29 protein-coding genes and 1 tRNA gene are annotated in these 24,915 nt (G+C 70.5%); 18 read left to right on the top strand and 12 right to left on the bottom strand.

The genetic code is table 11. The features are described 5' to 3' along the window. Position 1: 1 nt before the first annotated feature. The gene (locus HF024_RS09705; protein WP_085370840.1) at positions 2 to 337 is read right to left on the bottom strand and encodes a hypothetical protein; all 336 of its coding nucleotides are present in this window, start codon (positions 335 to 337) and stop codon (positions 2 to 4) included. 109 nt (positions 338 to 446) lie between these two features. Here HF024_RS09705 and HF024_RS09710 point away from each other — a divergent pair, with 109 nt between their 5' ends. Beyond that, a complete protein-coding gene (locus HF024_RS09710; protein WP_168689414.1) occupies positions 447 to 2,153 on the top strand; it encodes a bifunctional 3'-5' exonuclease/DNA polymerase in 1,707 nt (568 codons plus the stop codon). Positions 2,154 to 2,229: 76 nt separating this feature from the next. Continuing rightward, the gene (locus HF024_RS09715) at positions 2,230 to 3,078 is read left to right on the top strand and encodes a DUF1684 domain-containing protein (protein ID WP_085370862.1); all 849 of its coding nucleotides are present in this window, start codon (positions 2,230 to 2,232) and stop codon (positions 3,076 to 3,078) included. Positions 3,079 to 3,089: 11 nt separating this feature from the next. On the opposite strand, the gene HF024_RS09720 is transcribed toward HF024_RS09715, so the two are convergent. Further along, positions 3,090 to 3,653, bottom strand: coding sequence for a helix-turn-helix transcriptional regulator (locus HF024_RS09720; RefSeq protein WP_085370838.1), 564 nt, complete (start codon positions 3,651 to 3,653; stop codon positions 3,090 to 3,092). 183 nt (positions 3,654 to 3,836) lie between these two features. Here HF024_RS09720 and HF024_RS09725 point away from each other — a divergent pair, with 183 nt between their 5' ends. Next, positions 3,837 to 4,340 (top strand): DUF3145 domain-containing protein, encoded by a 504-nt coding sequence (locus HF024_RS09725; protein WP_085370837.1) that lies wholly within the window; start codon positions 3,837 to 3,839, stop codon positions 4,338 to 4,340. Positions 4,341 to 4,482: 142 nt separating this feature from the next. On the opposite strand, the gene HF024_RS09730 is transcribed toward HF024_RS09725, so the two are convergent. From HF024_RS09730 to aceE, 6 genes are all read right to left on the bottom strand, one after another. Next, a complete protein-coding gene (locus HF024_RS09730) occupies positions 4,483 to 5,718 on the bottom strand; it encodes a beta-ketoacyl-ACP synthase II (RefSeq protein ID WP_168689415.1) in 1,236 nt (411 codons plus the stop codon). Positions 5,719 to 5,837: 119 nt separating this feature from the next. Continuing rightward, positions 5,838 to 6,086 carry an acyl carrier protein gene (locus tag HF024_RS09735; RefSeq protein ID WP_055893767.1) on the bottom strand — a complete coding sequence of 83 codons (249 nt, stop codon included), beginning with the start codon at positions 6,084 to 6,086 and terminating at the stop codon, positions 5,838 to 5,840. A gap of 42 nt (positions 6,087 to 6,128) precedes the next feature. Next, on the bottom strand, positions 6,129 to 7,133 hold the full coding sequence (locus HF024_RS09740) for a beta-ketoacyl-ACP synthase III (RefSeq protein ID WP_085370835.1): 1,005 nt from the start codon (positions 7,131 to 7,133) through the stop codon (positions 6,129 to 6,131). Positions 7,134 to 7,142: 9 nt separating this feature from the next. Beyond that, complete coding sequence (locus HF024_RS09745) at positions 7,143 to 8,063, bottom strand: ACP S-malonyltransferase (protein ID WP_168689416.1); 921 nt, start codon at positions 8,061 to 8,063, stop codon at positions 7,143 to 7,145. Positions 8,064 to 8,152: 89 nt separating this feature from the next. Then, positions 8,153 to 9,361: a helix-turn-helix domain-containing protein gene (locus HF024_RS09750; protein WP_085370833.1), complete on the bottom strand. Its 1,209-nt coding sequence runs from the start codon at positions 9,359 to 9,361 to the stop codon at positions 8,153 to 8,155. Between the two features lie 32 nt (positions 9,362 to 9,393). Continuing rightward, the gene (aceE, locus tag HF024_RS09755; RefSeq protein ID WP_085370832.1) at positions 9,394 to 12,120 is read right to left on the bottom strand and encodes a pyruvate dehydrogenase (acetyl-transferring), homodimeric type; all 2,727 of its coding nucleotides are present in this window, start codon (positions 12,118 to 12,120) and stop codon (positions 9,394 to 9,396) included. A gap of 203 nt (positions 12,121 to 12,323) precedes the next feature. Here aceE and HF024_RS09760 point away from each other — a divergent pair, with 203 nt between their 5' ends. The 7 genes from HF024_RS09760 (at position 12,324) to HF024_RS09790 (ending at position 16,878) form a co-directional block, all read left to right on the top strand. Next, positions 12,324 to 12,797 (top strand): peroxiredoxin, encoded by a 474-nt coding sequence (locus tag HF024_RS09760; protein WP_085370831.1) that lies wholly within the window; start codon positions 12,324 to 12,326, stop codon positions 12,795 to 12,797. A gap of 14 nt (positions 12,798 to 12,811) precedes the next feature. Continuing rightward, a tRNA-Val gene (locus HF024_RS09765) sits at positions 12,812 to 12,884 on the top strand. A 218-nt stretch (positions 12,885 to 13,102) separates the two neighbouring features. After that, positions 13,103 to 13,885 (top strand): DUF1295 domain-containing protein, encoded by a 783-nt coding sequence (locus HF024_RS09770; RefSeq protein ID WP_168689417.1) that lies wholly within the window; start codon positions 13,103 to 13,105, stop codon positions 13,883 to 13,885. A gap of 45 nt (positions 13,886 to 13,930) precedes the next feature. Then, positions 13,931 to 14,998 (top strand): zinc-ribbon domain-containing protein, encoded by a 1,068-nt coding sequence (locus tag HF024_RS09775; protein ID WP_168689418.1) that lies wholly within the window; start codon positions 13,931 to 13,933, stop codon positions 14,996 to 14,998. A 144-nt stretch (positions 14,999 to 15,142) separates the two neighbouring features. Continuing rightward, entirely contained in the window at positions 15,143 to 15,571 is a 429-nt protein-coding gene (locus HF024_RS09780; RefSeq protein ID WP_168689419.1) for a VOC family protein, read from the top strand. An 83-nt stretch (positions 15,572 to 15,654) separates the two neighbouring features. After that, on the top strand, positions 15,655 to 16,260 hold the full coding sequence (locus HF024_RS09785) for a universal stress protein (protein ID WP_168689420.1): 606 nt from the start codon (positions 15,655 to 15,657) through the stop codon (positions 16,258 to 16,260). A gap of 66 nt (positions 16,261 to 16,326) precedes the next feature. Beyond that, positions 16,327 to 16,878, top strand: coding sequence for an isochorismatase family protein (locus HF024_RS09790; RefSeq protein ID WP_168689421.1), 552 nt, complete (start codon positions 16,327 to 16,329; stop codon positions 16,876 to 16,878). A 108-nt stretch (positions 16,879 to 16,986) separates the two neighbouring features. Here the strand turns inward: HF024_RS09790 and HF024_RS09795 are convergent, their stop codons facing one another. After that, on the bottom strand, positions 16,987 to 17,946 hold the full coding sequence (locus tag HF024_RS09795) for a zinc-binding alcohol dehydrogenase family protein (RefSeq protein WP_168689422.1): 960 nt from the start codon (positions 17,944 to 17,946) through the stop codon (positions 16,987 to 16,989). A 73-nt stretch (positions 17,947 to 18,019) separates the two neighbouring features. Here HF024_RS09795 and HF024_RS09800 point away from each other — a divergent pair, with 73 nt between their 5' ends. From HF024_RS09800 to HF024_RS09825, 6 genes are all read left to right on the top strand, one after another. Next, entirely contained in the window at positions 18,020 to 18,472 is a 453-nt protein-coding gene (locus HF024_RS09800) for a MarR family transcriptional regulator (RefSeq protein ID WP_168689423.1), read from the top strand. 47 nt (positions 18,473 to 18,519) lie between these two features. Next, positions 18,520 to 18,771 carry a hypothetical protein gene (locus HF024_RS09805; protein ID WP_168689424.1) on the top strand — a complete coding sequence of 84 codons (252 nt, stop codon included), beginning with the start codon at positions 18,520 to 18,522 and terminating at the stop codon, positions 18,769 to 18,771. 25 nt (positions 18,772 to 18,796) lie between these two features. After that, entirely contained in the window at positions 18,797 to 19,804 is a 1,008-nt protein-coding gene (locus HF024_RS09810) for a squalene cyclase (protein ID WP_168689425.1), read from the top strand. 171 nt (positions 19,805 to 19,975) lie between these two features. Continuing rightward, positions 19,976 to 20,338, top strand: coding sequence for a hypothetical protein (locus tag HF024_RS09815; protein ID WP_168689426.1), 363 nt, complete (start codon positions 19,976 to 19,978; stop codon positions 20,336 to 20,338). 32 nt (positions 20,339 to 20,370) lie between these two features. Next, positions 20,371 to 20,616 (top strand): hypothetical protein, encoded by a 246-nt coding sequence (locus HF024_RS09820; RefSeq protein ID WP_168689427.1) that lies wholly within the window; start codon positions 20,371 to 20,373, stop codon positions 20,614 to 20,616. A 5-nt stretch (positions 20,617 to 20,621) separates the two neighbouring features. Further along, positions 20,622 to 21,515 carry an alpha/beta hydrolase gene (locus HF024_RS09825; RefSeq protein ID WP_168689428.1) on the top strand — a complete coding sequence of 298 codons (894 nt, stop codon included), beginning with the start codon at positions 20,622 to 20,624 and terminating at the stop codon, positions 21,513 to 21,515. Positions 21,516 to 21,519: 4 nt separating this feature from the next. On the opposite strand, the gene HF024_RS09830 is transcribed toward HF024_RS09825, so the two are convergent. Then, the gene (locus HF024_RS09830; RefSeq protein ID WP_168689429.1) at positions 21,520 to 22,326 is read right to left on the bottom strand and encodes an SDR family oxidoreductase; all 807 of its coding nucleotides are present in this window, start codon (positions 22,324 to 22,326) and stop codon (positions 21,520 to 21,522) included. A gap of 5 nt (positions 22,327 to 22,331) precedes the next feature. Continuing rightward, entirely contained in the window at positions 22,332 to 22,586 is a 255-nt protein-coding gene (locus HF024_RS09835; protein ID WP_168689430.1) for a hypothetical protein, read from the bottom strand. Between the two features lie 76 nt (positions 22,587 to 22,662). Between HF024_RS09835 and HF024_RS09840 the strand changes: the two genes are divergently transcribed. Then, entirely contained in the window at positions 22,663 to 23,385 is a 723-nt protein-coding gene (locus HF024_RS09840) for a histidine phosphatase family protein (RefSeq protein ID WP_168689431.1), read from the top strand. Then, positions 23,372 to 24,280, top strand: a complete 909-nt coding sequence (locus HF024_RS09845) for an ADP/ATP-dependent (S)-NAD(P)H-hydrate dehydratase (RefSeq protein WP_247597068.1) — start codon at positions 23,372 to 23,374, stop codon at positions 24,278 to 24,280. The genes HF024_RS09840 and HF024_RS09845 overlap by 14 nt, the downstream gene beginning before the upstream one ends. A gap of 29 nt (positions 24,281 to 24,309) precedes the next feature. Here the strand turns inward: HF024_RS09845 and HF024_RS09850 are convergent, their stop codons facing one another. Beyond that, positions 24,310 to 24,891 (bottom strand): isochorismatase family protein, encoded by a 582-nt coding sequence (locus tag HF024_RS09850; RefSeq protein ID WP_168689432.1) that lies wholly within the window; start codon positions 24,889 to 24,891, stop codon positions 24,310 to 24,312. Positions 24,892 to 24,915 lie beyond the last annotated feature (24 nt).

Consider the following 24,915-nt stretch of genomic DNA (forward strand, 5'->3'; position numbering starts at 1 on the left):
CTCAGGATGCGATGCGCGGCCACAGCAGCGCGCCCGCCACATCCTGGTACCCCACGGGCATGCTCACGAAGGCGGCAGCTCCCGGATAGCTGACCTGGCCGGGATAGCGCGGCGCGCCCGGATAGTCCGGCGTCCCGCGGAAGCGGCGGTCGTCCTGGGCGAGCAGCCGGTCGCCAACGACGGTGCCGAGGTAGCGGCCGTCCGGGGTGGTCGCTTCGTCGTCGCCCCAGGGGAACCAGCCGATCCAGTCGCCGTCCGGGTTGAACAGGAAGCGTCCGCCGTCGCCGGCGCGGAACGCGATCCAGGTGCCCTGGCTGTCGTGCAGGTATGCGGTCATCGTCGATCGCCTTTCGGGTTGGCATCGTCGCTGACTGAATTATCCTCAGCTTGGTGACCGGGGGCAAGACACGGCGGGGAATGTCGCACGCGGGCCGCAGAATGGATGGGTGCACCTCGTTCTCGACCGGCCGTCGCCCGGCAGCGTCCTGGCGACCAGGGTCGCCGGCGACGGCACGGTGATCGGCGAGCAGACCATCCCGGCGGGGGAGCTCGCCGCGTTCGTCGCTGCGGAAGAGGCGGACAAGGGCGAGAAGACCGACAAGGCCGACCGCCCGCGCTGGGTGTGGAGCGACACCCGCAGCTGGTATCCGCCGCTGCTCGCCGCCGGCGTCCGGGTGGAGCGCTGCGACGACCTGCAGCTCAGCCACACGATCCTCCGGCTCTCCACGCTGTCCGCCGGTTCCGCGCTCGCGACCGCGCCGCTCGGAGCCTGGGATGCGCAGCCCGCCTTCGCCGAGGAGCAGCCGGCCTCGCACACCGCCCTGTTCGACCTGGACGAGCAGGCCCACGGCGAGCAGGCGCCGTCCGCGCTGGAGGAGTTCCAGGCGCAGCGGGCGGCCGTCTCGGGCAGCACAGCGCCGGGCCGCCTGCGGTTGCTGCTCGCCGCCGAGTCGGCCGGGGCGCTGATCGCGGTCGAGATGCGCGCCGCCGGGCTGCCGTACAGCGCGGAACGGCACGACGCCCTGCTGACCGGCCTGTTCGGTCCTCGCCCGCCGGCGAACGGACGGCCCGGCGTGCTCGAAGACCTGGCCGCCGAACTCCGCGCCGCGCTGGAGAGCCCGGACCTCAACCCGGACAGCCCGCCGGAGGTGCTCAAGGCGCTCAAGCGCGCAGGGCTCATGGTCACCTCCACCCGCTCCTGGGAGCTGCGGGAGATCGACCACCCGGCCATCGCCCCGCTGCTGCGGTACAAGAAGCTCTCCCGCCTGCTCTCCGCGAACGGCTGGACCTGGCTCGACACCTGGGTGCAGGATGGGCGCTTCCACCCGGACTACGTGCCAGGCGGCGTGGTCACCGGGCGCTGGGCGACCCGCGGCGGCGGCGCGCTGCAGCTTCCGCGGCAGGTGCGCGGAGCGGTGGTCGCCGACCCCGGCTGGAAGCTCGTCGTGGCCGACGCCGCCCAGCTGGAGCCCCGCATCCTGACCGGGCTGGCGGGCGATCAGGCGATGGCGGCGGCCGGACGGGGGAAAGACCTGTACGAGGGCATCGTCGCGTCCGGGGCCGTCGAGGAGCGCTCTCAGGCGAAGGTGGCGATGCTCGGAGCGATGTACGGAGCGACCACGGGGGAGAGCGGCAGGCTGATGCCGCGGCTCACCCGGGCATTCCCGCGCGCGATCCGGCTCGTCGAGGAGGCGGCGCGGGCCGGTGAGCGCGGTGAGGTGGTCACGTCGCGGCTGGGACGCAGTTCCCCGCGGCCGGGAGGCAGCTGGGCGCAGACGCAGGCTGCGGCGTCCGCACCGGACTCGACGGAGGCCGACGAGCGCAGGGCGCGCAGCCAGGCGCGCGACTGGGGGCGGTTCACCCGCAACTTCGTGGTGCAGGGGAGTGCGGCCGAGTGGGCGCTGTGCTGGATGGCCGACCTCCGTCAGCGGCTCACGGCGCTCGGCGGGGACGCACCCCTGCTGCAGAGCCCGCACCTGGTCTACTTCCTGCACGACGAGGTGATCGTGCACGCCCCCGCCGAGCTCGCCGAGCAAGCCGCTGCTGCGGTGGTCGCCTCCGCGGAGGCAGCGGGACGGCTGCTGTTCGGCACGTTCCCCGTCGAGTTCCCGGTGACGGCGGCCGTGGTCGACACATACGCGGAGGCCAAGTGAGCCTCACGGCCGTCGGCACGGAATGAAGCTGTGTCGGAGTTGGTTGTGGAGGGTGATCTGACCGAGGATGGAGACCATGACAGACACCGCCACAGCGCCAGCAGACCCCCGCGACATCCTGGCGAGGTACCGGCAGCGCCGCGAACAGGCCGTGACGGCGCCGAAGGGCAACCTGGCGCTCGTGAACACGCAGTGGATCACTGGCGACCCGGAGGCGGCGGCGCAGCCGGTGTGGGGCGTCCCCGGCCTGTGGGCTCCACTGCCGAAGGGGCAGTCCGGCCTCAAGGTGGTCGCGACGGCGGCCGACGGCATCGTGGTCGACGGCACGCCGGTCGACGGCGAGGCCATCGTGCGCGGCAAGGACGACGCGAACCCGAGCGAGATCGTCTTCAGCGACACGGTCACCGGGTTCGTCATCGCCAGCGAGGACGGCGACTATGCGCTGCGGGTCTGGGACGCGAACTCGGAGGCCATCCAGGAGTTCGGCTCCATCGACGCCTTCGACTTCAACCCGGAGTGGATCATCCAGGCGCAGTTCACCCCGATCGAGGGCGGCAAGACGCTCGGCTTCGAGCACCTCAAAGACGACGGGAGCACCCGCGAGAAGGTGATCCCGGGCGAGATCACGTTCAGCAAGGACGGCGTCGACTACAACCTCGCCGCGTTCAAGGCGGGCAGGGCGCTGCAGCTGGTCTTCGCCGACAGCACCAACGGCGACTCCACGTACTCGGTCGGCCGCTTCCTCTTCGTGGCCCCGAACCCGGACGGCACGGTGACGCTCGACTTCAACCTCGCCGTCCTGCCGCCGTGCGCGTTCAGCTACAACTTCAACTGCCCGCTGCCGCCCGCGCAGAACCGCTTCGCCGTCCCCATCGAGGCCGGCGAGAAGAACGTCCTCGCCAAGTCCGGCGACCTCCTGCACTGACCCCGAGCGGGTCAGGAGGCGTCGGCCGGGCGGCGGCCCCGCCGCGGACGGTCGGGGGAGCGGTGCTGCAGCAGCGCATCCGGATGCGCGGTGAGGGTGGAGGCGACCTCGTCCAGCCACTCGATGGCGGCGAGGGCGCCCAGCTCGGCCGCGCGGTTGGCGGCGAGCACGGCGCGCGAGTCCGCGTCGTGGGTGAGCTCGCGGATCTTCTCGACGAACGCCCGGCGGTAGTCGGCCACCACGGCGGGCGCGTCTGCACCGGTGAGGGAGGCCGCGATCAGCACCTGGTCCTGCATCTCGTCCCAGTCCGGGCGCGCATCCACCGGCCCGGAGGTGAGCCAGTCCTCGGCGGCGGCCGCACCGTCGGCGGTCAGCGCGTAGAGCGGCAGGCCGTCATCCGTGGCGCCCGCCGGCTGCACGAGCCCCTGGTCGACCATGCGGTCGAGCGTCGAGTAGACCTGCCCGGCGTTGAGCTGGCGGCGGTGGGCCGCCCGCGCGAGGAACTCGCCCTGCAACTGCGAGCCGTATGCGGCGCCCTGGGTGAGCAGCGCGAGAAAACCGTTCTGGACCGACATACTCAGTATGCTATTCCGTTTCGCCGCCACGCCGCTGCAAAACCGTTGCAACCTTGTGACATCCGATAGTTCTACGGCATAATTCACAAGAGCAGCCCTCGGGCTGCGGCAAACTTCATATCGTGCCGGTGAGACCGCCGATTGGTCGTTGGGGAAGACGCATCCAATCGAACGGAGGACATCATGGCGGCACACGCAAGTCGAGGAGTGCTCTACGTGCACTCTTCCCCTGGCGCGCTCTGCCCCCACATCGAGTGGGCGGCGGGACGCGCTATCGGTCGCGCCGTGAACTTCACCTGGGAGGCGCAGCCGGTGTTGAAGGGCGCCCAGCGCACCGAGTTCTTCTGGGAGGGACCCCAGGGGACGGGCGCAGCCATCGCGTCCGCCCTGCGCGGCTGGGAGCACCTCCGCTACGAGGTGACGGAGGACGCCGGCCTCGGCAGCGACGGCGGCCGGTGGATGCACACCCCCGACCTCGGGATCTTCTTCGCCCAGACCGACACGGCCGGCAACATGGTCATCCCCGAGGACCGGGTGCGCTACGCGATGGAGATCGCCGGGGCGAACGCCCGCGAACTGCACCGCGAGCTTCGGCTTGCGCTCGGCCAGGCGTGGGACGACGAACTGGAGCCCTTCCGGCACGCCAGTGACGAGACCAGCGTGGTCTGGCTGCACAAGGTCGGCTGAGGCGCCGGCTCACCGAGCCACGAGACTCCCGCGGCGGGCCGGCCCAGGCATCATGCGCTGCCGCCCGCACGCGGTGAAACGCGAAAGGCCCCGACCGGTGTTGACCGGTCGGGGCCTTCGTGCGTGCTGCGCAGGGTCCGGATCAGACCGAGCGGAACGCCACGACGGCGTTGTGGCCGCCGAAACCGAACGAGTTGCTGATGGCGAGCAGGTCGCCACCGCCCAGCGCGCGCGGCGCGGTGACCACATCCAGCGGGATCTCCGGGTCTTTCTCGGTGAGGTTGATCGTCGGCGGTGCGACGCGTTCGTGAAGCGCCATGACCGTGAACAGGGCCTCGATCGCCCCGGCGCCACCGAGCAGGTGACCGGTGGATGCCTTGGTCGCGGACACCGGGATGCCGTCGAGCAGGTCGCCGAACACGCGGCGCAGCGCGTTGTACTCCGCGATGTCGCCGACCGGCGTGCTCGTGGCGTGCGCGTTGATGTGCGCCACGTCGGACAGCGACGCCCCTGCACCCTCGACGGCGGCGATCATCGCGCGCGCTGCGGCGGAGCCCTCGGGGTCGGGAGCGGTGATGTGGTAGGCGTCGCTGGTGACGGAGCCGCCGACCAGTTCGGCGTAGATCTTGGCGCCGCGGGCCTTGGCGTGCTCCTCGGTCTCGAGCACCAGCGCTGCTGCACCCTCGCCCAGGACGAAGCCGTCACGGGTGACGTCGTAGGGCCGGGATGCGGTGGCCGGGTCGTCGTTGCGCTTCGACAGCGCCTGCATCGCGGCGAACGATGCGATCGGCAGCGGGTGGATGGCCGCCTCGGAGCCACCGGCGATGACGACGTCGGCGAGGCCCTGCTGCAGGTGGTCGTACGCGTTGGCGATGGACTCGGTGGAGGACGCGCAGGCGGACACGACGGTGCGGATGCCGGCACGGGCGTGCAGGTCCATTCCGATCGCGGCGCCCGGGCCGTTCGGCATGAGCATCGGCACGGTCATCGGCATGACGCGGCGCGGGCCGCGCTCGCGCAGGGTGTCCCACGCGTCGATGAGGGTCCAGACGCCGCCGATGCCGGTGGCCCAGTCCACGGCGAGACGCTCGGGCTCGACCTCGGGGGAGCCGGCGTCCGCGTATGCCTCACGTCCGGCGATGAGCGCGAACTGGCTGGACGGGTCGAGGCGCTTCACCTCGTGGCGTTCGAGCACGGAGGCTGCGTCGACCCTCGCCTGCGCGGCGAACGTGACGGGGAGCTCCAGCTCGGAGACCCACTCCTTCTCGATGGTGCTGGCTCCGGATTCGCCGGCGAGCAGCGCCTTCCAGCTCTCAGCGGCGGTGCCACCGAGAGGCGACGCTGCGCCCACGCCGGTGACGACGATCTTCTTGGTCATAACGGCAACTCTCCGTAGATGGAACACGGCACGCGCTCGTGGCGCGGCCAACCGCGGGGGACCGGACACCGGGGATGCCGGGCCGGTCCCGACCGCGAAGGACGTTTCTCGTGCGGGGTTTAGGCCTGAGCCTTGACGATGAACTCGACGGCGTCGCCGACGGTCTTGAGGTTCTTGACCTCTTCGTCCGGGATCTTGACGTCGAACTTGTCCTCGGCGTTGACCACGATGGTCATCATCGAGATGGAGTCGATGTCGAGGTCGTCGGTGAACGACTTGCCCAGCTCGACAGTGTCGGTCGCGATGCCGGTCTCGTCGTTGATGAGCTCGGCCAGGCCGGCGAGAACTTCTTCGGTGGACAATGCCATGGTGTTTTCTCCTTGAGGGGTGTCGTTTGACCGTTGAACAGTTTAGGGCAGCACGACGACCTGTGCGCCGAACACGAGGCCCGCGCCGAAGCCGATCTGCAATGCCAGTCCACCGGACAGCTCGGGATTCTCCTGCAGCAACCGGTGGGTCGCCAGCGGGATGGAGGCGGCCGAGGTGTTCCCGGTCGTCTCGATGTCACGCGCGATGGCGACGGTCTCCGGCAGCTTGAGCTGCTTGGCGAACTCGTCGACGATGCGCATGTTGGCCTGGTGGGGGATGAAGGCGGCGAGCTGGTCCGGGGTGACGCCGGCGGCATCCAGCGCCTGCTTGGCGACCTTGGCCATCTCCCAGACCGCCCAGCGGAAGACCGTCTGACCTTCCTGGCGGAGGGTCGGCCACGGCTTCTCGCCGTCGCGGAACTCGACCAGGGTGCCATCCATCCCGACCGCGTCGGCTTTCGAGCCGTCGGAGCCCCAGATGGTCTTCGAGATGCCCGGGTACTCGCTCGGTCCGATGACGACGGCGCCGGCGCCGTCCCCCAGGAGGAACGAGATCGTGCGGTCGGTCGGGTCGACGACGTCGGAGAGCTTCTCGGCGCCGACGACGAGGGCGTAGTGGGCGACGCCCGTGCGGATGAGGGCGTCCGCCTGCGCGACGGCGTACGCGTATCCGGCGCACGCGGCGTTCATGTCGTACGCGGCTGCCGGGTTCGCGCCAACGCGGTCGGCCAGCACAGCGGCGAGCGACGGCGTCTGGCGGGCGTTGCTGATGGTGGCGACGATCACGAGGTCGATCAGCGCGGGGTCGACGCCGGATGCGGTGATCGCCTCCTTCGACGCCTCGGTCGCGAGGTCGACGGCGAGTACGTCGTGGCTCGCCCTGGTGCGGGTCACGATGCCGGTGCGCTGCCTGATCCACTCGTCGGAGGAGTTGATCGGGCCGACCAGGTCGTCGTTCGGCACGACGAGGTCGCCGCGTGCTGCGCCGATCGACAGGATGCGGGTGTACTGCGGGCCGTGGGCCTGCTGCAGGGTTGGCTTGGTCATCTGCGTCTCCTAGGCGGCCTGGTCGATGAGCTCGAACGCGGCGGGCAGGTCGTCCGGCGTCTTGACGGCGACGCTCGGGATGCCCTTCAGCCCGCGCTTGGCGAGGCCGACGAGAGCGCCGGCCGGGGCCACCTCGACGATACCCGTCACACCGGCGGCCTGGAACGCCTCCATGCAGAGATCCCAGCGCACGGGGGAGGAGACCTGGCCGACCAGCAGGCGCAGGAACTCGGCGCCGGAGGAGACGAGCGAGCCGTCCTTGTTGGTCCAGAGCGGGAGGGTGGGGTCGCTCGTCGCAAGGGTGGCCGCGAACGCTTCGAGAGCGGGGACGGCCGGAGCCATGTAGCGGGTGTGGAACGCACCGGCGACCTGCAGCGGGATGACCCGTGCGCGGGCGGGTGGGTTCTCGGAGAGCGCTGCGAGCGCATCCAGTGCACCGGCGACGACGATCTGGCCGCCGCCGTTGTAGTTGGCGGGGGAGAGGCCGAGCTCGTCGAGCTTCGCGAGTAGCTCGGTCTCGTCGGCGCCGATGACGGCGCTCATGCCGGTGGGCGTCTGCGCGGCGGCTGCGGCCATCGCGGCTCCGCGCTCGCGGACGAACGCGACGGCGTCCGTCTCGCTGAGCACGCCAGCGCCGGCAGCAGCCGTCAGCTCGCCGACCGAGTGACCGGCGATGCCGCCGATGCGGTCACGGCGGCCGTCGGCGAAGAGCGCGGACAGAGTGAGGAGGCCCGCCGACACGATGAGCGGCTGCGCCACGGCCGTGTCGCGGATCGTGTCGGCGTCGCTGACCGTTCCGTGCGCGACCAGGTCGATGCCGACGGCGTCGGAGATGCCGGTCAGCTGGTCGCGGAACCGCGGCTCGGTGAGCCAGGGGTCGAGGAATCCAGGGGTTTGGGAGCCCTGCCCAGGGCACACGATGACGATCACGGGTTCCAGTCTGCCAATCTTCCGCGCGGCGGATGTGTCGAGGAGGTACTAAGTATCTTGGAAACGTTTGTTTGAACGATACAAGCCGGTCAGGCGCGGCGGGGCGCATCCGGTTCGTTGATGGAACCGACGATGAGCGCCGCCTGCAGGATGAGCGCCTCGCGCGCCCCCGTGGCGTCCCAGCCGATCACCTCGGAGACGCGCTTCAGCCGGTAGCGGACCGTGTTGGGATGCACGAACAGCTCGCGCGCCGTCGCCTCCAGGGACCGCCCGTTGTCGAGGTAGCACCAGAGGGTGGTCAGCAGCTCGGTCGAGTGCGCCTGCAACGGCCGGTAGATGCGGTTGATCAGTGTCGCTCGCGCGAGCCCGTCGCCCGCGAGGGCACGCTCCGGCAGCAGGTCGTCCGCGTGCACGGGACGCGGGCAGTTGCGCCAGGCGCGAGCTACCGCGAAACCGGCGAGGGCCGCCTTCGCACTCTTCGACGCATCCACCAGGCTCGGGACCTCGTGGCCGAGCACCAGGTGCCCTGCACCGAAGCCGGGCTCCAGCTGCTGCGCGATCTCGAGGAAGCCGACGACCGGGGTGGCCCCGATGGCGTCGTCCGGGGTGGAGGCGCTCGGCCAGGCGCGCCCGATCACGAGCACCAGCCTGCTGCCCTGCACACCGATCAGCACGTCCGCCGACATGTGCCGCGCCGTACGGCGCAGCTGGTCGACGTCGAGGAGCTTCGGCGCTGTGCCGACGAGCACGCTGACCTCGCCGTGGCCGTGCCAGCCGAGCGCGGCGATCCTGCTGGGCAGCTCGTCGTCGTACTCGCCGGTCAGGATGCTGTCGACCACCAGGGCCTCCAGGCGCGCATCCCACAGGCCGCGTGCCTCGGCGGCGCGGGCGTAGACGTCCGCCGCTCCGAACGCGATCTCGCGCGAGTAGAGCAGGATCGCCTCGCGGAGAGCCTCCCCGCCGTTCTTCACGCGGTCTTCGACGACCTCGACCGTCACCTTGATCAGCTGCAGCGTCTGCTGCAGGCTGACGCTCCGGAGCAGCTCACGAGGAGCCGCCCCGAAGACGTCTGCGGCGATCCACGGCGTCGACCGCGGATCGTCGAACCAGGAGATGAACGACGAGATGCCTGCCTGCGCCACGAGGCCCACCGCGGACCGCCTGCCCGGAGGCATGTCGCGGTACCACGGCAGAGTGTCCTCGAGGCGCTTCAGCGTTGCGGTGGCGAGTTCGCCGGAGATCTTGCGCAGCCAGGCCAGCGTGTCGGCCTTCGACCTCTCCGCGGGCTTGCCCGGCACCCGATCCGGCGTCTTCGGCACGGTGCCCGGCGTCAGCTCTCGCCGCCGGCGCTGCCGGTGGTGCCCGCGTTGACGTCGTGCAGCAGGTACTTCTCGATCGCCCACGCCGGAGCGTTCGGGTCGACCTGACCGCGGGCCGCAAGCAGCTCCAGGGTCCGGACGACCATCGACGGGCCGTCGATCTTGAAGAACCGGCGCGCGGCGGGACGGGTGTCGGAGAAGCCGAATCCGTCTGCACCGAGCGTCGCGTACTCGCCGGGGACGAACTGCCTGATCTGGTCGGGGACCGCGTGCATGAAGTCGGTCACCGCGACGAACGGGCCGTCGGCATCCTGCAGCTTGCGGGTGACGTACGGCACCTGCTTCTCCTGCTGCGGGTAGAGGAAGTTGTGCTCCTCCGCCGCGAGGCCGTCGCGGCGCAGCTCCGACCACGAGGTGACGGACCAGACGTCGGCGGACACGCCCCAGTCCTGCGCGAGCAGGTGCTGGGCCTCGAGCGCCCACGGCACGGCGACACCGGACGCGAGCAGCTGCGCCTTGGGGCCGGCCACGTCGGACGCGCGCAGGCGGTGGATGCCCCGCACGATCCCGTCGGCGTCGACGCCCTCCGGCTCCGCGGGCTGCACGATCGGCTCGTTGTACACCGTGAGGTAGTACATGACGTTGGGATCCGGGTGGTTCCCTCCGTACATCCGCTCCAGACCGCTGCGGACGATGTGGCCGATCTCGTAGCCGTACGCCGGGTCGTACGAGACGACGGCCGGGTTCGTGTTCGAGAGGACGAGCGAGTGGCCGTCCGCGTGCTGCAGGCCCTCGCCGGTCAGCGTGGTGCGGCCGGCGGTCGCGCCGATCATGAACCCGCGCGCCATCTGGTCGCCTGCTGCCCACATGGCGTCGCCGGTGCGCTGGAAGCCGAACATCGAGTAGAACACGTACACCGGGATGAGCGGCTCACCCTGCGTGGCGTACGACGTGCCGACGTTGGTGAACGCCGCGAGGGCGCCCGCCTCGTTGATGCCGACGTGGATGATCTGACCCTGCGGGCTCTCCTTGTACGCCAGGAGCAGCTCACGGTCGACCGAGGTGTAGTGCTGGCCGTTCGGGTTGTAGATCTTCGCGTTCGGGAAGAACGCGTCCATGCCGAAGGTGCGCGCCTCGTCCGGGATGATCGGGACGATGCGGTGACCGAAGTCCTTCGACCGCAGCAGGTCCTTCAGCAGACGGACGAACGCCATGGTGGTGGCGATCTCCTGCGTGCCTGAACCCTTCTTGGAGATGGCGTACGCCGAGTCGTCCGGGAGGTTGAGCTGCGTGTACTTGCTGCGACGCTCAGGGACGTAGCCGCCGAGCGCGCGGCGACGGTCGTGCAGGTACTGGATGGCCTCGTCGTCCGCGCCGGGGTTGTAGTACGGCGGGAGGTACGGGTTCTCCTCGAGCTGCGCATCCGTCACCGGGATGCGCATGGCGTCGCGGAACGTCTTCAGGTTGTCGAGCGTCATCTTCTTCATCTGGTGGGTCGCGTTGCGGCCCTCGAAGCTCGGACCGAGGCCGTAGCCCTTGATGGTCTTGGCGATGATGACGGTGGGCTGGCCCTTGTGCTCGGTGGCCGCCTTGAACGCCGCGTAGACCTTGCGGTAGTCGTGGCCGCCGCGCTTGAGGCCCCACACCTGGTCGTCGGTGTAGTCCTTGACGAGCTCCAGCGTGCGCGGGTCGCGGCCGAAGAAGTTCTCGCGCACGTATGCGCCGTTCTCCGTCTTGTACGTCTGGTAGTCGCCATCCGGGGTCTGGTTCATCAGGTTGACCAGCGCGCCGTCGGTGTCACGGGCGAGCAGGTCGTCCCACTCGCGGCCCCAGATCACCTTGATGACGTTCCAGCCAGCTCCACGGAAGTAGCTCTCGAGCTCCTGGATGATCTTGCCGTTGCCGCGCACAGGGCCGTCGAGGCGCTGCAGGTTGGCGTTGACGACGAAGGTCAGGTTGTCGAGCTTCTCGTTCGCTGCGACCTGCAGCTGGCCGCGGCTTTCGACCTCGTCCATCTCGCCGTCGCCGAGGAACGCCCAGACGTGCTGGTCGCTCGCGTCCTTGATGCCGCGGTTGGTGAGGTACTTGTTGAGCTGCGCCTGGTAGATCGCGTTGATCGGTCCGAGACCCATCGACACGGTCGGGAACTGCCAGAACTCCGGCATGAGACGCGGGTGCGGGTACGAGGACAGTCCGCCGCCCGCGTGCGACTTCTCCTGGCGGAAGCCGTCGAGCTGGTCGGCGCTGAGGCGGCCTTCGAGGAAGGCGCGGGCGTACGGGCCGGGGGAGGCGTGACCCTGGAAGAAGACCTGGTCTCCTCCGCCCGGGTGGTCCTGGCCGCGGAAGAAGTGGTTGAAGCCGATCTCGTAGAGCGTCGCGCTGGACGCGTAGCTCGAGAGGTGGCCGCCGACGGCGATGCCGGGGCGCTGTGCGCGGTGCACCATGACGGCCGCGTTCCAGCGGATCCAGGCACGGTACTTGCGCTCGATCTCCTCGTCGCCGGGGAATTCCGGCTCGTTCTCGGGGGAGATGGTGTTGATGTAGTCCGTTGTCGGGACCATCGGAACACCGAGCTGCAGTTCTTTGGAGCGCTTGAGCAGGCTCAGCATGATCTCACGAGCGCGCTCGTGGCCATGGGCCGCAACCAGTGCGTCGAGGGATTCCTGCCATTCGGCGGTCTCCTCCGGGTCCGAATCGATGTGATTCACCGAGTACGGGTCCTGGTCGTTTACAGTCACCCTCGACCTCTTTCTTGTGTCGGATAGATGGTAGACGGAGCTGATCGCTGTCGGGTCACAACAAGGGCGATGGCACCATCTGCCAGCCTAGCCTCACTCCGAGCCTCCCGGTGACCGTGGCATTTGACTCCACGGGCACGAGGTCTAAGCTGTGTCCTCGTGCGTGCGCGGCATTCCGGGCCGCGAGCGTGAAAGGACACACAATGGCTCTGGAGAACGACACCCAGGCACCCGACTTCGAACTCGTCAACCAGTACGGCGAGACGGTCAGACTCAGCGACTTCCGTGGAAAGAAGGCGGTAGCGCTCGTCTTCTTCCCCCTCGCGTTCTCCGGAACGTGCACCGGAGAACTGTGCGCGCTCCGCGACAACCTCAACCTGTTCAAGGACCACGCCGTCGAGCTCATCGGCATCTCCGTCGACTCGAAGTACACGCTGCGCGCGTGGGCGGAGCAGGAGGACTACGACTTCGCGCTGCTGGCCGACTTCTGGCCGCACGGCGAGATCGCCAAGGAGTACGGCGTCTTCCTGCAGGAGAAGGGATTCGCCAACCGGGCGACCTTCGTGATCGACGAATCCGGCATCATCCGCGCCTCGTTCATCACCGCGCCGGGAGAGGCCCGCTCGATCGAGGCGTACCGCGCCGCACTGGAATTGCTGCCCGCCCACGTCGGCTAGGCTGACGCGTTGAAGGGCCTTTAGCTCAGCTGGTAGAGCGCCACGTTTACACCGTGGATGTCGTCGGTTCGATCCCGGCAGGGCCCACCCTCCACTGTTCTCGCGCGCCGATCGCACGCGCCTGGCGCAAACCGGCTGATCCTGCGGCGCGAAACGGCTTTTTGCGCGCATTCCGACTGCATACCGTTGCAGGATCGAGGCTTTCTGGCTCCTTCCGAGCGGCTTCGTTCGGTGGTGGCGTGCTGATCGGGTCGACTCGCCACCACCACCCCTCCTGCCGCTCGCGCCGCCGCTAAACTCCCGGCATGCCCGACGGCCCATACCGCTGGTTCGTGTACGCCGAGATCGCCCTCGCCGTCGTCACGTTCGTCGCCCTGTGCTTCATCGTCGCCCCGTACGGACGGCACGGCCGCTCCGGATGGGGTCCGACCGTGCCGGCGAGGGTCGGCTGGGTGGTCATGGAGAGCCCCGCGTCGATCGTCTTCCTGCTGTTCTTCCTGCTCGGCGACCACCGTTCCGAGCTGGTGCCGCTGCTGTTCCTCGCGCTCTGGCAGCTGCACTACGTGCAGCGCGCGTTCGTCTACCCGTTCCTGATGCGGACGGGCTCGCGGATGCCGGTGTCCGTGGTGGCGATGGCCATCCTGTTCAACCTGCTCAACGCGTGGGTGAACGCGCGCTGGATCTCGCAGTACGGGGAGTACGCGAACAGCTGGCTGGCCGACCCGCGGTTCTGGATCGGGGTGGCCGTGTTCCTCGCCGGGTTCGCGCTGAACATCGGCTCCGACCGCATCCTGCGCCGGTTGCGGGATGTGCGGGGCCGGGATGCGCGGGACGGCGGGGCCTCGGCCGGCGGCTACCGCATCCCGCACGGCGGCGGGTATCGCTGGGTGTCCAGCCCGAACTACCTGGGCGAGATGGTGGAGTGGACGGGCTGGGCGATCGCGACCTGGTCGCTGGCCGGGCTGGCGTTCGCGCTGTACACGATCGCGAACCTCGCACCGCGGGCGATGGCGAACCACCGCTGGTACCGCGAGACGTTCGCCGACTATCCGCCGGAGCGGAAGGCGATCGTCCCGTACCTGCTCTGACGGTGGTGCCGCGTACGCTGACGGCAGTGGTCGGAGGGAGTTGGCGTGCCGGAGAGCGTCGAGCAGTGGTGGGCGCGCCGCCAGTGGTCGAAGGGCGAGGCGACGCCGTACCCGATCGGTCGCTACCGCACGGACTGGGAGCGGTACCCGATGCTGATCCGGCAGTACCACCCCGACCTCAACCACGGCATCGTGCTCAGCCAGGTGCCGCCCGCCGCCGAGGTCTACCTGCTCTGGGAGTGCGACTCCGGGCACCGCTTCGTCGCGACCCCGGAGGAGCAGCGGTCCCGGCCGGGCGGCACCAGACGGCGCTCGGCGTGGTGCCCGGCCTGCGCCGAGGGAGCGGCCCCGCGCCGCATCCGGCAGCCGCAGCCCGACGACGGGATGCACGCCTGCGGTCACGCGCGCGACCCGCGCAGGATCGAGCACGAGCCGGGCGATGACCGCTGCTTCCTCTGCCGCAGGCTCGACACCGAGCGGCTCACCCGCGAAGAGCTGGTCACTCTGGCGGCTCCGGGGTCGCGGGTGGCCGTGTCGGAGGAGAACGGCACGGCGGCGAAGCACTCCTGGCAGTGCGACAAGGGGCACCCGGTGTACCAGGCGAGCATCGAGCGCATCCTGGGCGGCCGACGCTGCCCGGTGTGCCGGCACGCCGCGGCGGGTGCGGATGCCGTGGCCGTCGGCGAGGCGTTCGTGAGCAGGTGGGCGCCGCGCCCAGCCTCCGCCGCCGAGCCGGCGCTCAAGCAGCGCATCGCCGACCGGCTCGACGTGGACCTCGGCAGGAACGCCGTGCGCGTGGCGCGGCCATTCTTCTCGCACCTGGAGGTCTGGCCCGACATCGTCATCCCCGAGCTGCGCGTCGCGATCGAATACGACACCACCGGGCGGCACGGCCTGGAGCACGTCGGTCCGCGGGAGGCGACGGACAGGAAGAAGGACAGGCTGCTGCGGGCGTCCGGCTGGGAGGTGGTGCGCATCCGGTGCGGCAAGCTGCAGCCGATCGGGCCGTATGACCTGATGGCGGGGTCGGTGAACGCCGCGCTGGTCGAGCGCATCCTGGATCGGCTGGGGGAGATCAGGGGCGAACTGATCGTCGGGGCGTATCTGCGCTGACCGCCGCACACCGCGCTGCGTCTGCCCACAAATGCCAGTAATTCAGCGGGAAATCTGCACTCGTGCAACGTCGGTGGCCGTGGCTACGCTGAACCCGTACCGGCCCTTCGGCGGCCGGACGCACTCGACAGAAAGACAAGGCTCATGGCTTCCACGCTCAACCCATACATCAACTTCCGCACTCAGGCGCGCGAGGCGATGGACTTCTACCAGTCGGTGTTCGGGGGCGAAGTGCAGCGGAGCACATTCGCCGAGTTCCAGGTCAGCACAGACCCGGACGAGAAAGACCTCATCATGCACTCCCAGCTGACCACCCCGTCGGGTTTCACACTGATGGTGGCCGACGTGCCGAAGCACATGGACCTCGCGGAAGGCTCCAACATCTCGGTCTCGCTGAGCGGCGACGACGAAGCCGAGCTCTCCGGATACTTCGCCAAGCTCATCGAGGGCGGCACGGTCATCGAGCCCCTCTCGAAGGCGCCGTGGGGAGACAGCTTCGGGATGGCGGTCGACAAGTTCGGCGTGTCCTGGCTGGTGAACATCGCAGGGTCAGTGCCCGCTCAGCAGGGCTGACCGGCGCATCCGGGGTCGCCCCGCCGCCGCACGGTTGCCCCGTCGCGGCGGCGAGGCGACAATGAGGCATGAGCGTGTCGACGATGACCGGCCCGATTGTTGCCGGGGTGTACCCGGGACAGCCGGTCGCGGTCGTGCAGGAGGCCGCCGCGCTGGCCGCGCGCCTCGACCGGGCTCTGCTCTGCGGCTACGTGACGCCGGACAGCTACCTGACCGAGTGGGAGCGCGCCGACCTGCGCAGGGAGGCGTCGCTGCATCCCGAGGGTGTCGGACCAGACGACGAGCGGCTGGCCATCGAGCTGGCGGCGGCGATCACGGATGCGCTGGCGGACACCCGGGTGGATGCCGCGGAGGCGGACGGCGATGCGGAGGCGGAGGCGTCCGGAGCGGGGGAGCCGGGTGGCTGGGCAGTGGGTGCAGGACCGTCGGGTGGCGGGATGGGGCGCGGCCTCAGCAACGGGTGGGTGCTGCGCATCCTGGCCGGGGACCCGTCGCGGGCGCTCGCGCGCGTGGCCGAGGAGGTGGATGCTCCGCTGATCGTGGTCGGAACGCACCAGTCGGGATTCGGACACGCGGTGGAGGAGTGGCTGTCCGGGTCGGTGGCAGTGCAGCTGACGCGCGCGCAGCACCGGTCGGTGGTGGTCGTGCCGATCGGGCACGCGAGCAGACGGACGCGGACGCTGGGCTAGCGCTGTCGGTAGCTGGGCGTAGCGTCTGGCGCAGAGGCCAACGGCGGATTCGGGGAAGGGGCGGCAATGTCGACACTCGAGGGACGGGATGCGTCAGCACTGCTGGTGATCGACGTGCAGAACGGCGTCATCGGCGGGGCGTACCGGAGTGACGAGGTGGTCGGCACGATCCGGTCGCTGGTCGACAGGGCGCGCGTCGAGGGGGTGCCGGTGGTGTGGATCCAGCACTCCGACGAGAACATCGAAGAGGGCACCGACGCCTGGCAGTACGTCCCGGAGCTGGTGCGTGCCGAGAGCGAACCGCTCGTGCCGAAGCACTACGCCGACGCGTTCGAGGAGACCGCGCTCGAACAGGTGCTCGCGGATGCGGGCGTCGACCGCATCGTCGTGACGGGCTCGCAGACGGACGAGTGCATCCGGTCGACCATTCACGGCGGCCTCACCCGCGGCTACGACGTGACGCTGGTCGGCGACGCGCACACCACGGAAGACCTCAGCGAGTGGGGCGCGCCGACGCCCGATCTGGTGGTGGCGCACACGAACCTGTACTGGGGGAACCACCGGGCGCCGGGGCGCGAGGCTGCGGTCGTGGATGCAGCGGACGTGCGGTTCTCGTGACGCGCGGGCGCGCGTCGTGATCGTCGATGAGGTCACACGCCCGGGCGACGCGGTGGCGTCGATCGGTGACGTGAGCATCCACCGCTGGTCGCCGGGCGACCGGCCGGTTCACGGGGTGAGCACGATGCGCCTCGTCGTGGTCGCGGCGTCCGACCAGGCGGACGTGACCTCGGAGAGCGGCACGGCGACCGCATCCAGGTCGAACGCACCGGCAGTGATGAGGGATGCAAGCTCCGGGAGCGACGCGAGGATGTCGCGGGGCGGGACGGAGCCTTGGCCGCTGCCGATGATCCGCAGGTCCGCCGCACGCAGGGCGGCGGACGGGATCGGGGCGGTGCCGCCGGCGACCGAGCCGATCTGGATCCAGGTGATGGCGCGGCCTCTGTCCGGCCGGGCGGTGATCAGGCCCGTGAGCGCAGCGGCGGCGGGCTCTCCCCAGAGATAGTCGAGGACCACGTCGACCTCGGCGGCCGACCGTCCGATGGCGTCGGCGATAGCGGCGGGGTCGCCATCGAGGGAGACGACCTCGGTGGCGCCAAGGGCGGGGAGCGCCGCCAGTTTCGCGGCGTCGCGTCCGGCCGCGACGATCCGGGATGCGCCCAGGCGCTTCGCGAGCTGCACGGCCAGTCCGCCCGCGCTTCCGGTGGCGCCGAGCACCAGGACGCTCTGGCCGGGCTCGAACCGCATCCGGCTGCGGAGGGCGAGCCACGACGACATCGCGGGGTTCATGGCGGCGGCGACGGCGAACGGGTCGGCATCCGGGGCGAGGACGATGCTGCGGCGGCGATCGATCACGGTGCGTTCGGCCATCGAGCCGGCGGTAGTGTCTGCGAGGACGAAGTAGTGGAGCACTCCGGACGCGTCGCGGCCCACCCCGTCGATGCCGGGGATCAGCGGGAGCTCGTCGGTGCTGGTGTAGTGGCTGCCGTCCGCCTGCGACCGCACGCGGGGGTGCAGCCCGGCGGCGATGACCTCGACGACCAGGTCGTCGGGCGAGGACGCCGAGGGATCGGGGACCTCGGCGTAGCTGGGTGGTGCGTCGAACGATGAGACGAGTGCTGCTTTCATCGGGACCTCCGTCGTATAGTTGGTAACACGAAGTATTATTAGTTCGTATTACCATCTATGTCAAGGAGGCGCGATGACGGCGACGGATCGGGAGAGCGGTGGCGGCGTTGGCGACCAGGATGCGCTGGTCGACGCCCTCGTCCAGTTCTCCTACCGGACAATGGGGGTGCTCAGCAGGCTCGCTGCCGAGAACGACCTGTCGCTGACGCAGTTGCGGGTGCTCGGCATCCTGCGCGACCGCCGGCTGCGCATCACCGCCATCGCCGACTATCTGGGCCTGGAGAAGTCCACGCTGTCCGGACTGGTCGACCGCGCGGAGAAGCGCGGCCTGGTCGAACGCGCCCCGTCCGCCACCGACCGGCGCGCCGTGGACGTGCTCCTCACGGCCAGCGGGCACGACCTGTCCTCCCGCCTCACGGCCGAGCTGAGGACCGAGCTGACGCCGTACACCTCGACGCTCGCGGCCGACGAGCAGCAGCAGGTGCGTTCGCTGCTCGAACGGATGCTCGGCGGGGACGCGCTCTGACCATCCCGCCCCTCCCGCCGCTCGGGCGACGGTGGCAGACTGCGGGCATGGGTATCGAGGAGTGGTGGGGGAGACTGGGCCCCTCCGAGCAGCAGTGGCTCATCGACAACAATGGCGACGCGCTCCCGGATGCGCTGGTCGCGTCGATCGTGGAAGCGGGCGGCGTGGTGCAGGTGGTCGGGGCCGAGGATGTGGCCGAGGACGTTCCCCCGGGCAGCTACCTCGCCGACGACGACGTGGACTGGATCGAGGAGACGGCGAACGAGGACGACGGCGCCGACCTCGACGAAGAAGAGTGACCACCGCAGGTGTACCTTGCTGGGCATGAGCACGGACACCGCTGTTCTCGACTGGATGCTCGACTCCGATCCTGCGTTGCGCTGGCGGGTGGAGCGCGATCTGCTCGGCGCCCCGCCGGAGGTGTGGGCCGCCACGCGGTCCAGGGTCGCCACCGAGGGGTTCGGCGCGCGGCTGCTGGCCGAACAGGACGCCGACGGGCAGTGGGCCGGTGGCGCGTATTTCCCCGGGGACGCCGAGTTCGACCATCCCGATGAGCGTGACGAGGGCGGCCAGCCGTACACCGCCACCACCTGGAGTCTGAACGCGCTGCGCGAGTGGGGTGTCGACGCAGACGCGCTTGCGGGCACCGCAGAGCTGCTGGCCGCGAACAGCCGGTGGGAGTACGAGGACCTGCCCTATTGGGGAGGCGAGGTCGACTGCTGCATCAACGCGTTCACCCTCGCCAACGGAGCCTGGCTGGGCGCCGATGTCTCGGGGATCGCGCAGTGGTTCCTCGAGCACCGGATGGCCGACGGCGGGTGGAACTGCGACTGGGTGGAAGGCTCGACGCGGTCGTCGTTCCACTCGACCCTCAACTCGCTCGACGGGCTCCTCTATTACGAAGGCGCGACGGGAGGCAGCGACGCCCTCCGCGAGGCCAGGCACGCCGGAGAGGAGTACCTGCTCGAACGCCGTCTGCTGCGGAAGCAGTCGACGGGCGAGCTGGTCGCTCCGTGGGTGGCCAGGTTCGCGTATCCGTTCCGCTGGAAGTACAGCGCCCTGCACGCCGCGGACTACTTCCGCGCCGCCACCCTGCACGACGACACCCCGCCCGACCCGCGGCTGGCTGAGGCCGTGGAGCTGATCCGCGCATCCCGCACCCCGGAGGGGACCTGGCTGCAGGGGTACCGGCACCCTGGCAGGGTGTGGTTCGAGATCGACGCGGCTCCGGGCGAACCGTCGAAATGGCTGACGTTCCACGCGACGCGCGTGCTGGACTGGTGGGACGGGGCCGCACAAGGCACCCGCGGATCGGCCTCGCCAGGGGATTGACGGCGCGTCGTCCTGGGGGCACGGTGATCGGCGAGCCGGATGGCGGGTCGATCCGACGACAGGGGCGGCCGACGATACCGCACCCCCGGCTCCGGCGGCGACCGTGCCCCGACCGCACGGTCGCCGTTGCACCGCACGTCGGCGGCCGGGCGAGAGACGAGGGAGAACGCAGTGACGATTCAGCTCAACGAGAAGGCGCTCACGCACGCGCGCGGCTTGCTGCGCCGCGGCGAACTGGTGGCCGACGAGCGGGACGACTGGAGCGAGCACGCCCCGTCGGCCGACGAGGAGAACGCGTTCATCGAGAAGCACGGGATCGCCGAGTACGCCCAGTGGCATCTGGGCGAGGACCCTTCCAAGAACGAGGGCACGAAAGGCAGGTACTCGTTCCCGTACGGCGACTTCAGGAAACTGCACCGCTGCGCCGTCATCTCCGGCGAGAGCAGGGCAGGGCAGTACGACCACGCCAGCATCGAGAAGGCGTTGAAGGAATTGCTCGGCGGCATCGACCGCAAAGAGTCCGCAGGCAAGTAGTGAGCAGGATCGACAGGCGAAGGAGCACGATCATGAGTGACGCACGCGAGACAGCACCGGAGAGCCCGTCGGGGGAGCCCCTCGACACGGCACCCACCGACACCGGAGACACCACCGGCACCGGAGAGACCGAGGACGCCGACGAACTTCTCGACCCGCGGGAGCCGTACGACGCGGACGGCGTGTTCGAACCGCGCAGGGACGGCGCGGGGGCCGACGACCTCGACGCAGGCACCGACGACATCGCCGCCGAGCCGCTCGACGACGACCAGCTCTGAGCCGGATGTTCCCGGGTTTCGAGGTCGACGACATCCTGGTCGACCCCGACGGCGTCGATGACGGCCCCACCGTCGTGCACGTACGCCACGCGGGCACGGGCCCGCCGGTCCTGCTCCTGCACGGCCACCCGCGCACCGGCTCGACCTGGTATCGGGTGGCGCCCCGCCTGGTGGAGGCCGGCTTCACCGTGGTGGTCCCCGATCTGCCGGGCTACGGCGCATCCACGGCCCCCGACCCTCAGCCCGACCACGCCCCGCACGCGAAGCGGGCGACGGCCGAGCGCCTGCTGGCGGCGATGGATGCGCTCGGGCACGAACGCTTCGCGGTGGTCGGTCACGACCGGGGCAGCTACGTGGCGTTCCGGATGGCGATGGACCACCCGGAGCGAGTCACCAGGGTGGCGCTGCTGGACTGCATCCCGATCGTCGAGCATCTGGAGCGGATCACCCCGGAGTTCGCGACCGCCTGGTGGCACTGGTTCTTCTTCGCTCAGCCCGGCACGCCGGAGCGGGTCATCCTGGCCGATCCCGACCGCTGGTACCACGGCGATCCGGAGGCGATGGGGGCGGAGAACCACGCCGAGTGGCGGGAGGCGGTGCGCAAGCCGAGCGTGGTGCGCGCGATGCTGGAGGACTACCGCGCCGGCCTCACCGTCGACCGCGCCGACGAGACGGCCGACCGAGCGGCGGGAAGGAAGATCGATCAGCCGCTGCTCGTGCTGTCGTCGGGGCGCGACGACCTGGAGCAACTGTTCGGAGACCCGCTCGCGATCTGGCGCGACTGGGCGACCGACGTGCGCGGCTGGGCGATCGACTCCGGTCACCATGTCGCCGAGGAGCGTCCGGTCGAGCTGAGCGCGGCGCTGGCCGGGTTCCTGTCCGACCGTCCGGGCGGGTGATCGGTCACGCCCTCCGCCACTCGTCGCCGGTGAGGTGCGAGCCGGCCTGCGGACCCATTTGCAGCATCCCGCCGTCGACGGTCCAGGATGCGCCGGTGACGTACGACGCCTGTGGGGAGGCGAGGAACGCGATCACGGCGGCGACCTCGCGGGCGTCGCCGGGGCGGCCGAGGGGGATGCCCGGCCGGTGCACCCGGCGTGGATCCTCGTCGTCCGCGTCGTTCATCGGGGTGGAGATCTCGCCGGGCGCGACGGAGTTGCAGGTGATGCCGTACTCGCCGAGTTCGAGGGCGAGCGTCTTGATCAGCCCGCCGAGGCCGTGTTTGGCGGCATCGTATGCGGCGGACCCGACCCGCGGCTGGTGCTCGTGCACGCTCGTGACGGCGATGATGCGTCCGCCGCGTCCCGCATCCACCATCCGCCTGGCGACGCGCTGGATGCACACGAACGGCCCGTCGAGGTCGGCGGCGACCGTGGTACGCCAGGTGTCCCAGTCGGTGTCGAAGAACGCGGGGCCGCCGTTGACGCCTGCGTTGTTGACGAACACGTCGCAGCCGCCGAGCCGGTCGGCGAGCGCGTCGACCACGTCGCCGCAGGCGGGGGCGTCCGTGGTGTCCAGCCTGGTCGTGAACGCCTGGCGGCCGGCGTCCCGCACGAGCCGGGCGGTCTCCTCGGCGCCGTCCTCGTCGGAGTGCCAGGTGATGCCGACGTCGAGACCGGCTTCGGCGAGCGCGACGGCCGTCGCCTTGCCGATCCCGGAATCCGAGCCGGTGACGATCGCGGTGCGCGGGGTGAAGTCCTGGTCGGCCATGCTCGTTACGGTTTCCCTTCTTCGCTGTACGGCGTCTCGCCCTCTGCGCCGTCGCCCGGGTCGTCGGCCTCCCGTTCGGCGTCGCCGTCGCGCCGGGTGCCGAGGTCGTCGTCCGGGTCGGCGAGCGCGCCGATCACGTCTCCGATGACGTTCTTGTCCGGGGTGGGGTCGACGGCGCCTCCGTCGTCTCCGTCGAGGCCGTCGGCCAGTCCGTTGGTCTGGTCGAAGCCGGTTTCTCTGTCGTCTCGTCGGTCTGTCATGACGGTCATCGAACACCGAATCCGCTGTTCGGCAAGCCCCCGCCATCCGGTCCGGGTGCGGCGTACACTCCGCGCCATGACTGCCGGAAAGCTGATCTTCATCCGTCACGGCGAGAGCACAGCGAACGTGGCGGCCACCGCCGCCGAGCTGGCCGGTGCGGAGACCATCGCCGTGCAGGCGCGCGACCCCGACGTTCCGCTGACCCCGCTCGGCGAGCAGCAGGCCACCGCCGTGGGGCCGCGGCTGGCCGACGCGCTGGACGGGCACCCGGAGCGCGCGCTGTTCTGGAGCTCTCCGTACCGGCGCGCGGTGCGCACGGCCGAGCTCGCGCTGGTCGGCGCCCTGCCGTTCACCATCGACGAGCGTCTGCGCGACCGCGAGCTGGGCATCCTGGATGCGCTGACCACCCGGGGCGTCGACGCGCGGCTCCCGATGGAGGCGGCCAGGCGGCGCTGGCTGGGGAAGCTCTACTACCGCCCGCCGGGCGGCGAGGCGTGGACGGACGTGGCCCTCCGGCTCCGCTCGTTCCTCCGCGACCTGGACACGGCCGACGGACGGCCGGTCGTGCTGTTCACGCACGACGCGGTGGTGAGTGTGTTCCTGTACGTGCTGTGCGGGTGGACGGAGCGGCAGCTGGACGACTTCCTGGTCTCCCGCATCGTGGGCAACGCCTCCCTGACGACACTGGAACGCGACGGCGCCGGCTGGCGGCTGGACGCGTTCGCCGACGACGCGCACCTCCACGACGCCGGGCTCCCGGCGACGGCACACCCGGGAGCGGCCCGTGTCGACGACTGAGCAAGGCGGCACAGCGGGCACGGCCGCCGAAGTGGATGCGGTGTACCTGCGCCGCTGGGAGCTTCCTGCCCCCGGCGCGTCGAAGCAGTCCCGCGGGGACGTGGTGGTGGTCGGCGGTGCCGAACGCTCGCCTGGCGCTGCGTTGCTCGCCGGGCGTGCATCCCTGCGGGTCGGCGCCGGACGCCTGACGCTCGCGGTCGGGGAGGCCTCGGCCACGGCGGTGGCTGTGGCCCTGCCGGAGTGCGGGATCGTGCCGCTCGCAGAGAACGCGGACGGCGCGGTGCGCGGCCGGTCGGTCACGGCGGCCGCAGCAGACGTGGGCGGCGCGGACGCCGTGCTGGTGGGACCCGGCCTCGACGACATCGGCGAAACGAAGCGGATGCTGACGACACTCTCCGGTGTCGTCTCCCGCGACGCGACCCTGGTGCTCGACGCGTACGCGCTCGGCGCCCTGGCAGTGACCGGACGGAAGGTCCTTCGCGGGTTCGGCCGCGGCGCGCGCATCCTGACGCCCAACCTCGACGAGGCCGCGCTCCTGCTCGGACGCCCGCTGGACGACCAGCCGGCCGACCTGCTCCGCATCGCTCGGCGCTACCATGCGGTGGTCACCTGCCACGGCTGGATCGCCGACCCCGACGGCACGCTCCTGCACGTCCGCGACGGCGGACCGGGGCTCGGCACGTCGGGCAGCGGGGATGCGCTGGCCGGCGCGATCGCCGGGCTCGCGGCCCGGGGCTGCGGTCCGCTGCAGGCGGCGGCGTGGGGCACGTACCTGCATGCGGCGGCAGGGGAGTCGCTGGCGCGGGATGTCGCGGCGCTCGGTTTCCTCGCGAGCGAGATCGTGGAGCGGCTGCCGCGAGAACTGGCAGCGGTGGAGGACAGGACGGGGGAGTAGCGGCGTCGCGCATCCACCCCTGCCGGCCGCTACGCCCGCGTGCTCGCGAGTAACTCGCTGACCTCCGCCGTCGTGCCCGTCTCGCCGATGCGCGGGAACACGCTGCTCACCACGTGATCGTGCGCCTCCGCGCTCCTGTCCGACATCGCGTCGGTGGCGAGGGTGACGTTGTAGCCGAACTCGTGCGCCTGCCGCGCGGTGGATTCGACGCCCGCGCTGGTCGCGATCCCGGCGATCACCACCTGCGTCACGCCCTCGGAGCGCAGGTACGCATCCAGATCGGTGGCGGTGAACGCACCCCAGGTGCGCTTGGTGACCACGTGGTCGCTCTCGGTGCGGTGCAGCTCCGACACGAATTCGAGCGCGTCGGCCGGGCGCTCGCCCATCGGGCTCTGGGCCTGGGCGCCGGGCTGCGCCTCGATGCGGCCGGGAGCGCGCCCCGCCACGTTCACCAGCACCACCGGAAGTCCGTAAGCGCGGAACGCGTCGGCGAGCGCCCCCGCGTTGGCGAAGACCTCCTCGACCGGGTGGGCGACGTGGTATGCGCGGATCGCGTTCTGCAGGTCGACCACGATGAGTGCGGTGCGGGTGTCGATGGTGCTGATGGTCATGCGTGGGGCCTTCCGGACGGGACT

The organism is Leifsonia sp. PS1209, from assembly GCF_012317045.1.
GTDB lineage: Bacteria > Actinomycetota > Actinomycetes > Actinomycetales > Microbacteriaceae > Leifsonia.

What these genes read in the sequence shown, in the direction of transcription:
- HF024_RS09705 (WP_085370840.1), bottom strand. Translation starts at nt 337, where the DNA reads ATGACCGCATACCTGCACGACAGCCAGGGCACCTGGATCGCGTTCCGC.
- HF024_RS09715 (WP_085370862.1), top strand. Translation starts at nt 2,230, where the DNA reads ATGACAGACACCGCCACAGCGCCAGCAGACCCCCGCGACATCCTGGCG.
- HF024_RS09720 (WP_085370838.1), bottom strand. Translation starts at nt 3,653, where the DNA reads ATGTCGGTCCAGAACGGTTTTCTCGCGCTGCTCACCCAGGGCGCCGCA.
- HF024_RS09725 (WP_085370837.1), top strand. Translation starts at nt 3,837, where the DNA reads ATGGCGGCACACGCAAGTCGAGGAGTGCTCTACGTGCACTCTTCCCCT.
- HF024_RS09730 (WP_168689415.1), bottom strand. Translation starts at nt 5,718, where the DNA reads ATGACCAAGAAGATCGTCGTCACCGGCGTGGGCGCAGCGTCGCCTCTC.
- HF024_RS09735 (WP_055893767.1), bottom strand. Translation starts at nt 6,086, where the DNA reads ATGGCATTGTCCACCGAAGAAGTTCTCGCCGGCCTGGCCGAGCTCATC.
- HF024_RS09740 (WP_085370835.1), bottom strand. Translation starts at nt 7,133, where the DNA reads ATGACCAAGCCAACCCTGCAGCAGGCCCACGGCCCGCAGTACACCCGC.
- HF024_RS09760 (WP_085370831.1), top strand. Translation starts at nt 12,324, where the DNA reads ATGGCTCTGGAGAACGACACCCAGGCACCCGACTTCGAACTCGTCAAC.
- HF024_RS09770 (WP_168689417.1), top strand. Translation starts at nt 13,103, where the DNA reads ATGCCCGACGGCCCATACCGCTGGTTCGTGTACGCCGAGATCGCCCTC.
- HF024_RS09780 (WP_168689419.1), top strand. Translation starts at nt 15,143, where the DNA reads ATGGCTTCCACGCTCAACCCATACATCAACTTCCGCACTCAGGCGCGC.
- HF024_RS09785 (WP_168689420.1), top strand. Translation starts at nt 15,655, where the DNA reads ATGACCGGCCCGATTGTTGCCGGGGTGTACCCGGGACAGCCGGTCGCG.
- HF024_RS09790 (WP_168689421.1), top strand. Translation starts at nt 16,327, where the DNA reads ATGTCGACACTCGAGGGACGGGATGCGTCAGCACTGCTGGTGATCGAC.
- HF024_RS09795 (WP_168689422.1), bottom strand. Translation starts at nt 17,946, where the DNA reads ATGAAAGCAGCACTCGTCTCATCGTTCGACGCACCACCCAGCTACGCC.
- HF024_RS09800 (WP_168689423.1), top strand. Translation starts at nt 18,020, where the DNA reads ATGACGGCGACGGATCGGGAGAGCGGTGGCGGCGTTGGCGACCAGGAT.
- HF024_RS09805 (WP_168689424.1), top strand. Translation starts at nt 18,520, where the DNA reads ATGGGTATCGAGGAGTGGTGGGGGAGACTGGGCCCCTCCGAGCAGCAG.
- HF024_RS09810 (WP_168689425.1), top strand. Translation starts at nt 18,797, where the DNA reads ATGAGCACGGACACCGCTGTTCTCGACTGGATGCTCGACTCCGATCCT.
- HF024_RS09820 (WP_168689427.1), top strand. Translation starts at nt 20,371, where the DNA reads ATGAGTGACGCACGCGAGACAGCACCGGAGAGCCCGTCGGGGGAGCCC.
- HF024_RS09825 (WP_168689428.1), top strand. Translation starts at nt 20,622, where the DNA reads ATGTTCCCGGGTTTCGAGGTCGACGACATCCTGGTCGACCCCGACGGC.
- HF024_RS09830 (WP_168689429.1), bottom strand. Translation starts at nt 22,326, where the DNA reads ATGGCCGACCAGGACTTCACCCCGCGCACCGCGATCGTCACCGGCTCG.
- HF024_RS09835 (WP_168689430.1), bottom strand. Translation starts at nt 22,586, where the DNA reads ATGACAGACCGACGAGACGACAGAGAAACCGGCTTCGACCAGACCAAC.
- HF024_RS09840 (WP_168689431.1), top strand. Translation starts at nt 22,663, where the DNA reads ATGACTGCCGGAAAGCTGATCTTCATCCGTCACGGCGAGAGCACAGCG.
- HF024_RS09850 (WP_168689432.1), bottom strand. Translation starts at nt 24,891, where the DNA reads ATGACCATCAGCACCATCGACACCCGCACCGCACTCATCGTGGTCGAC.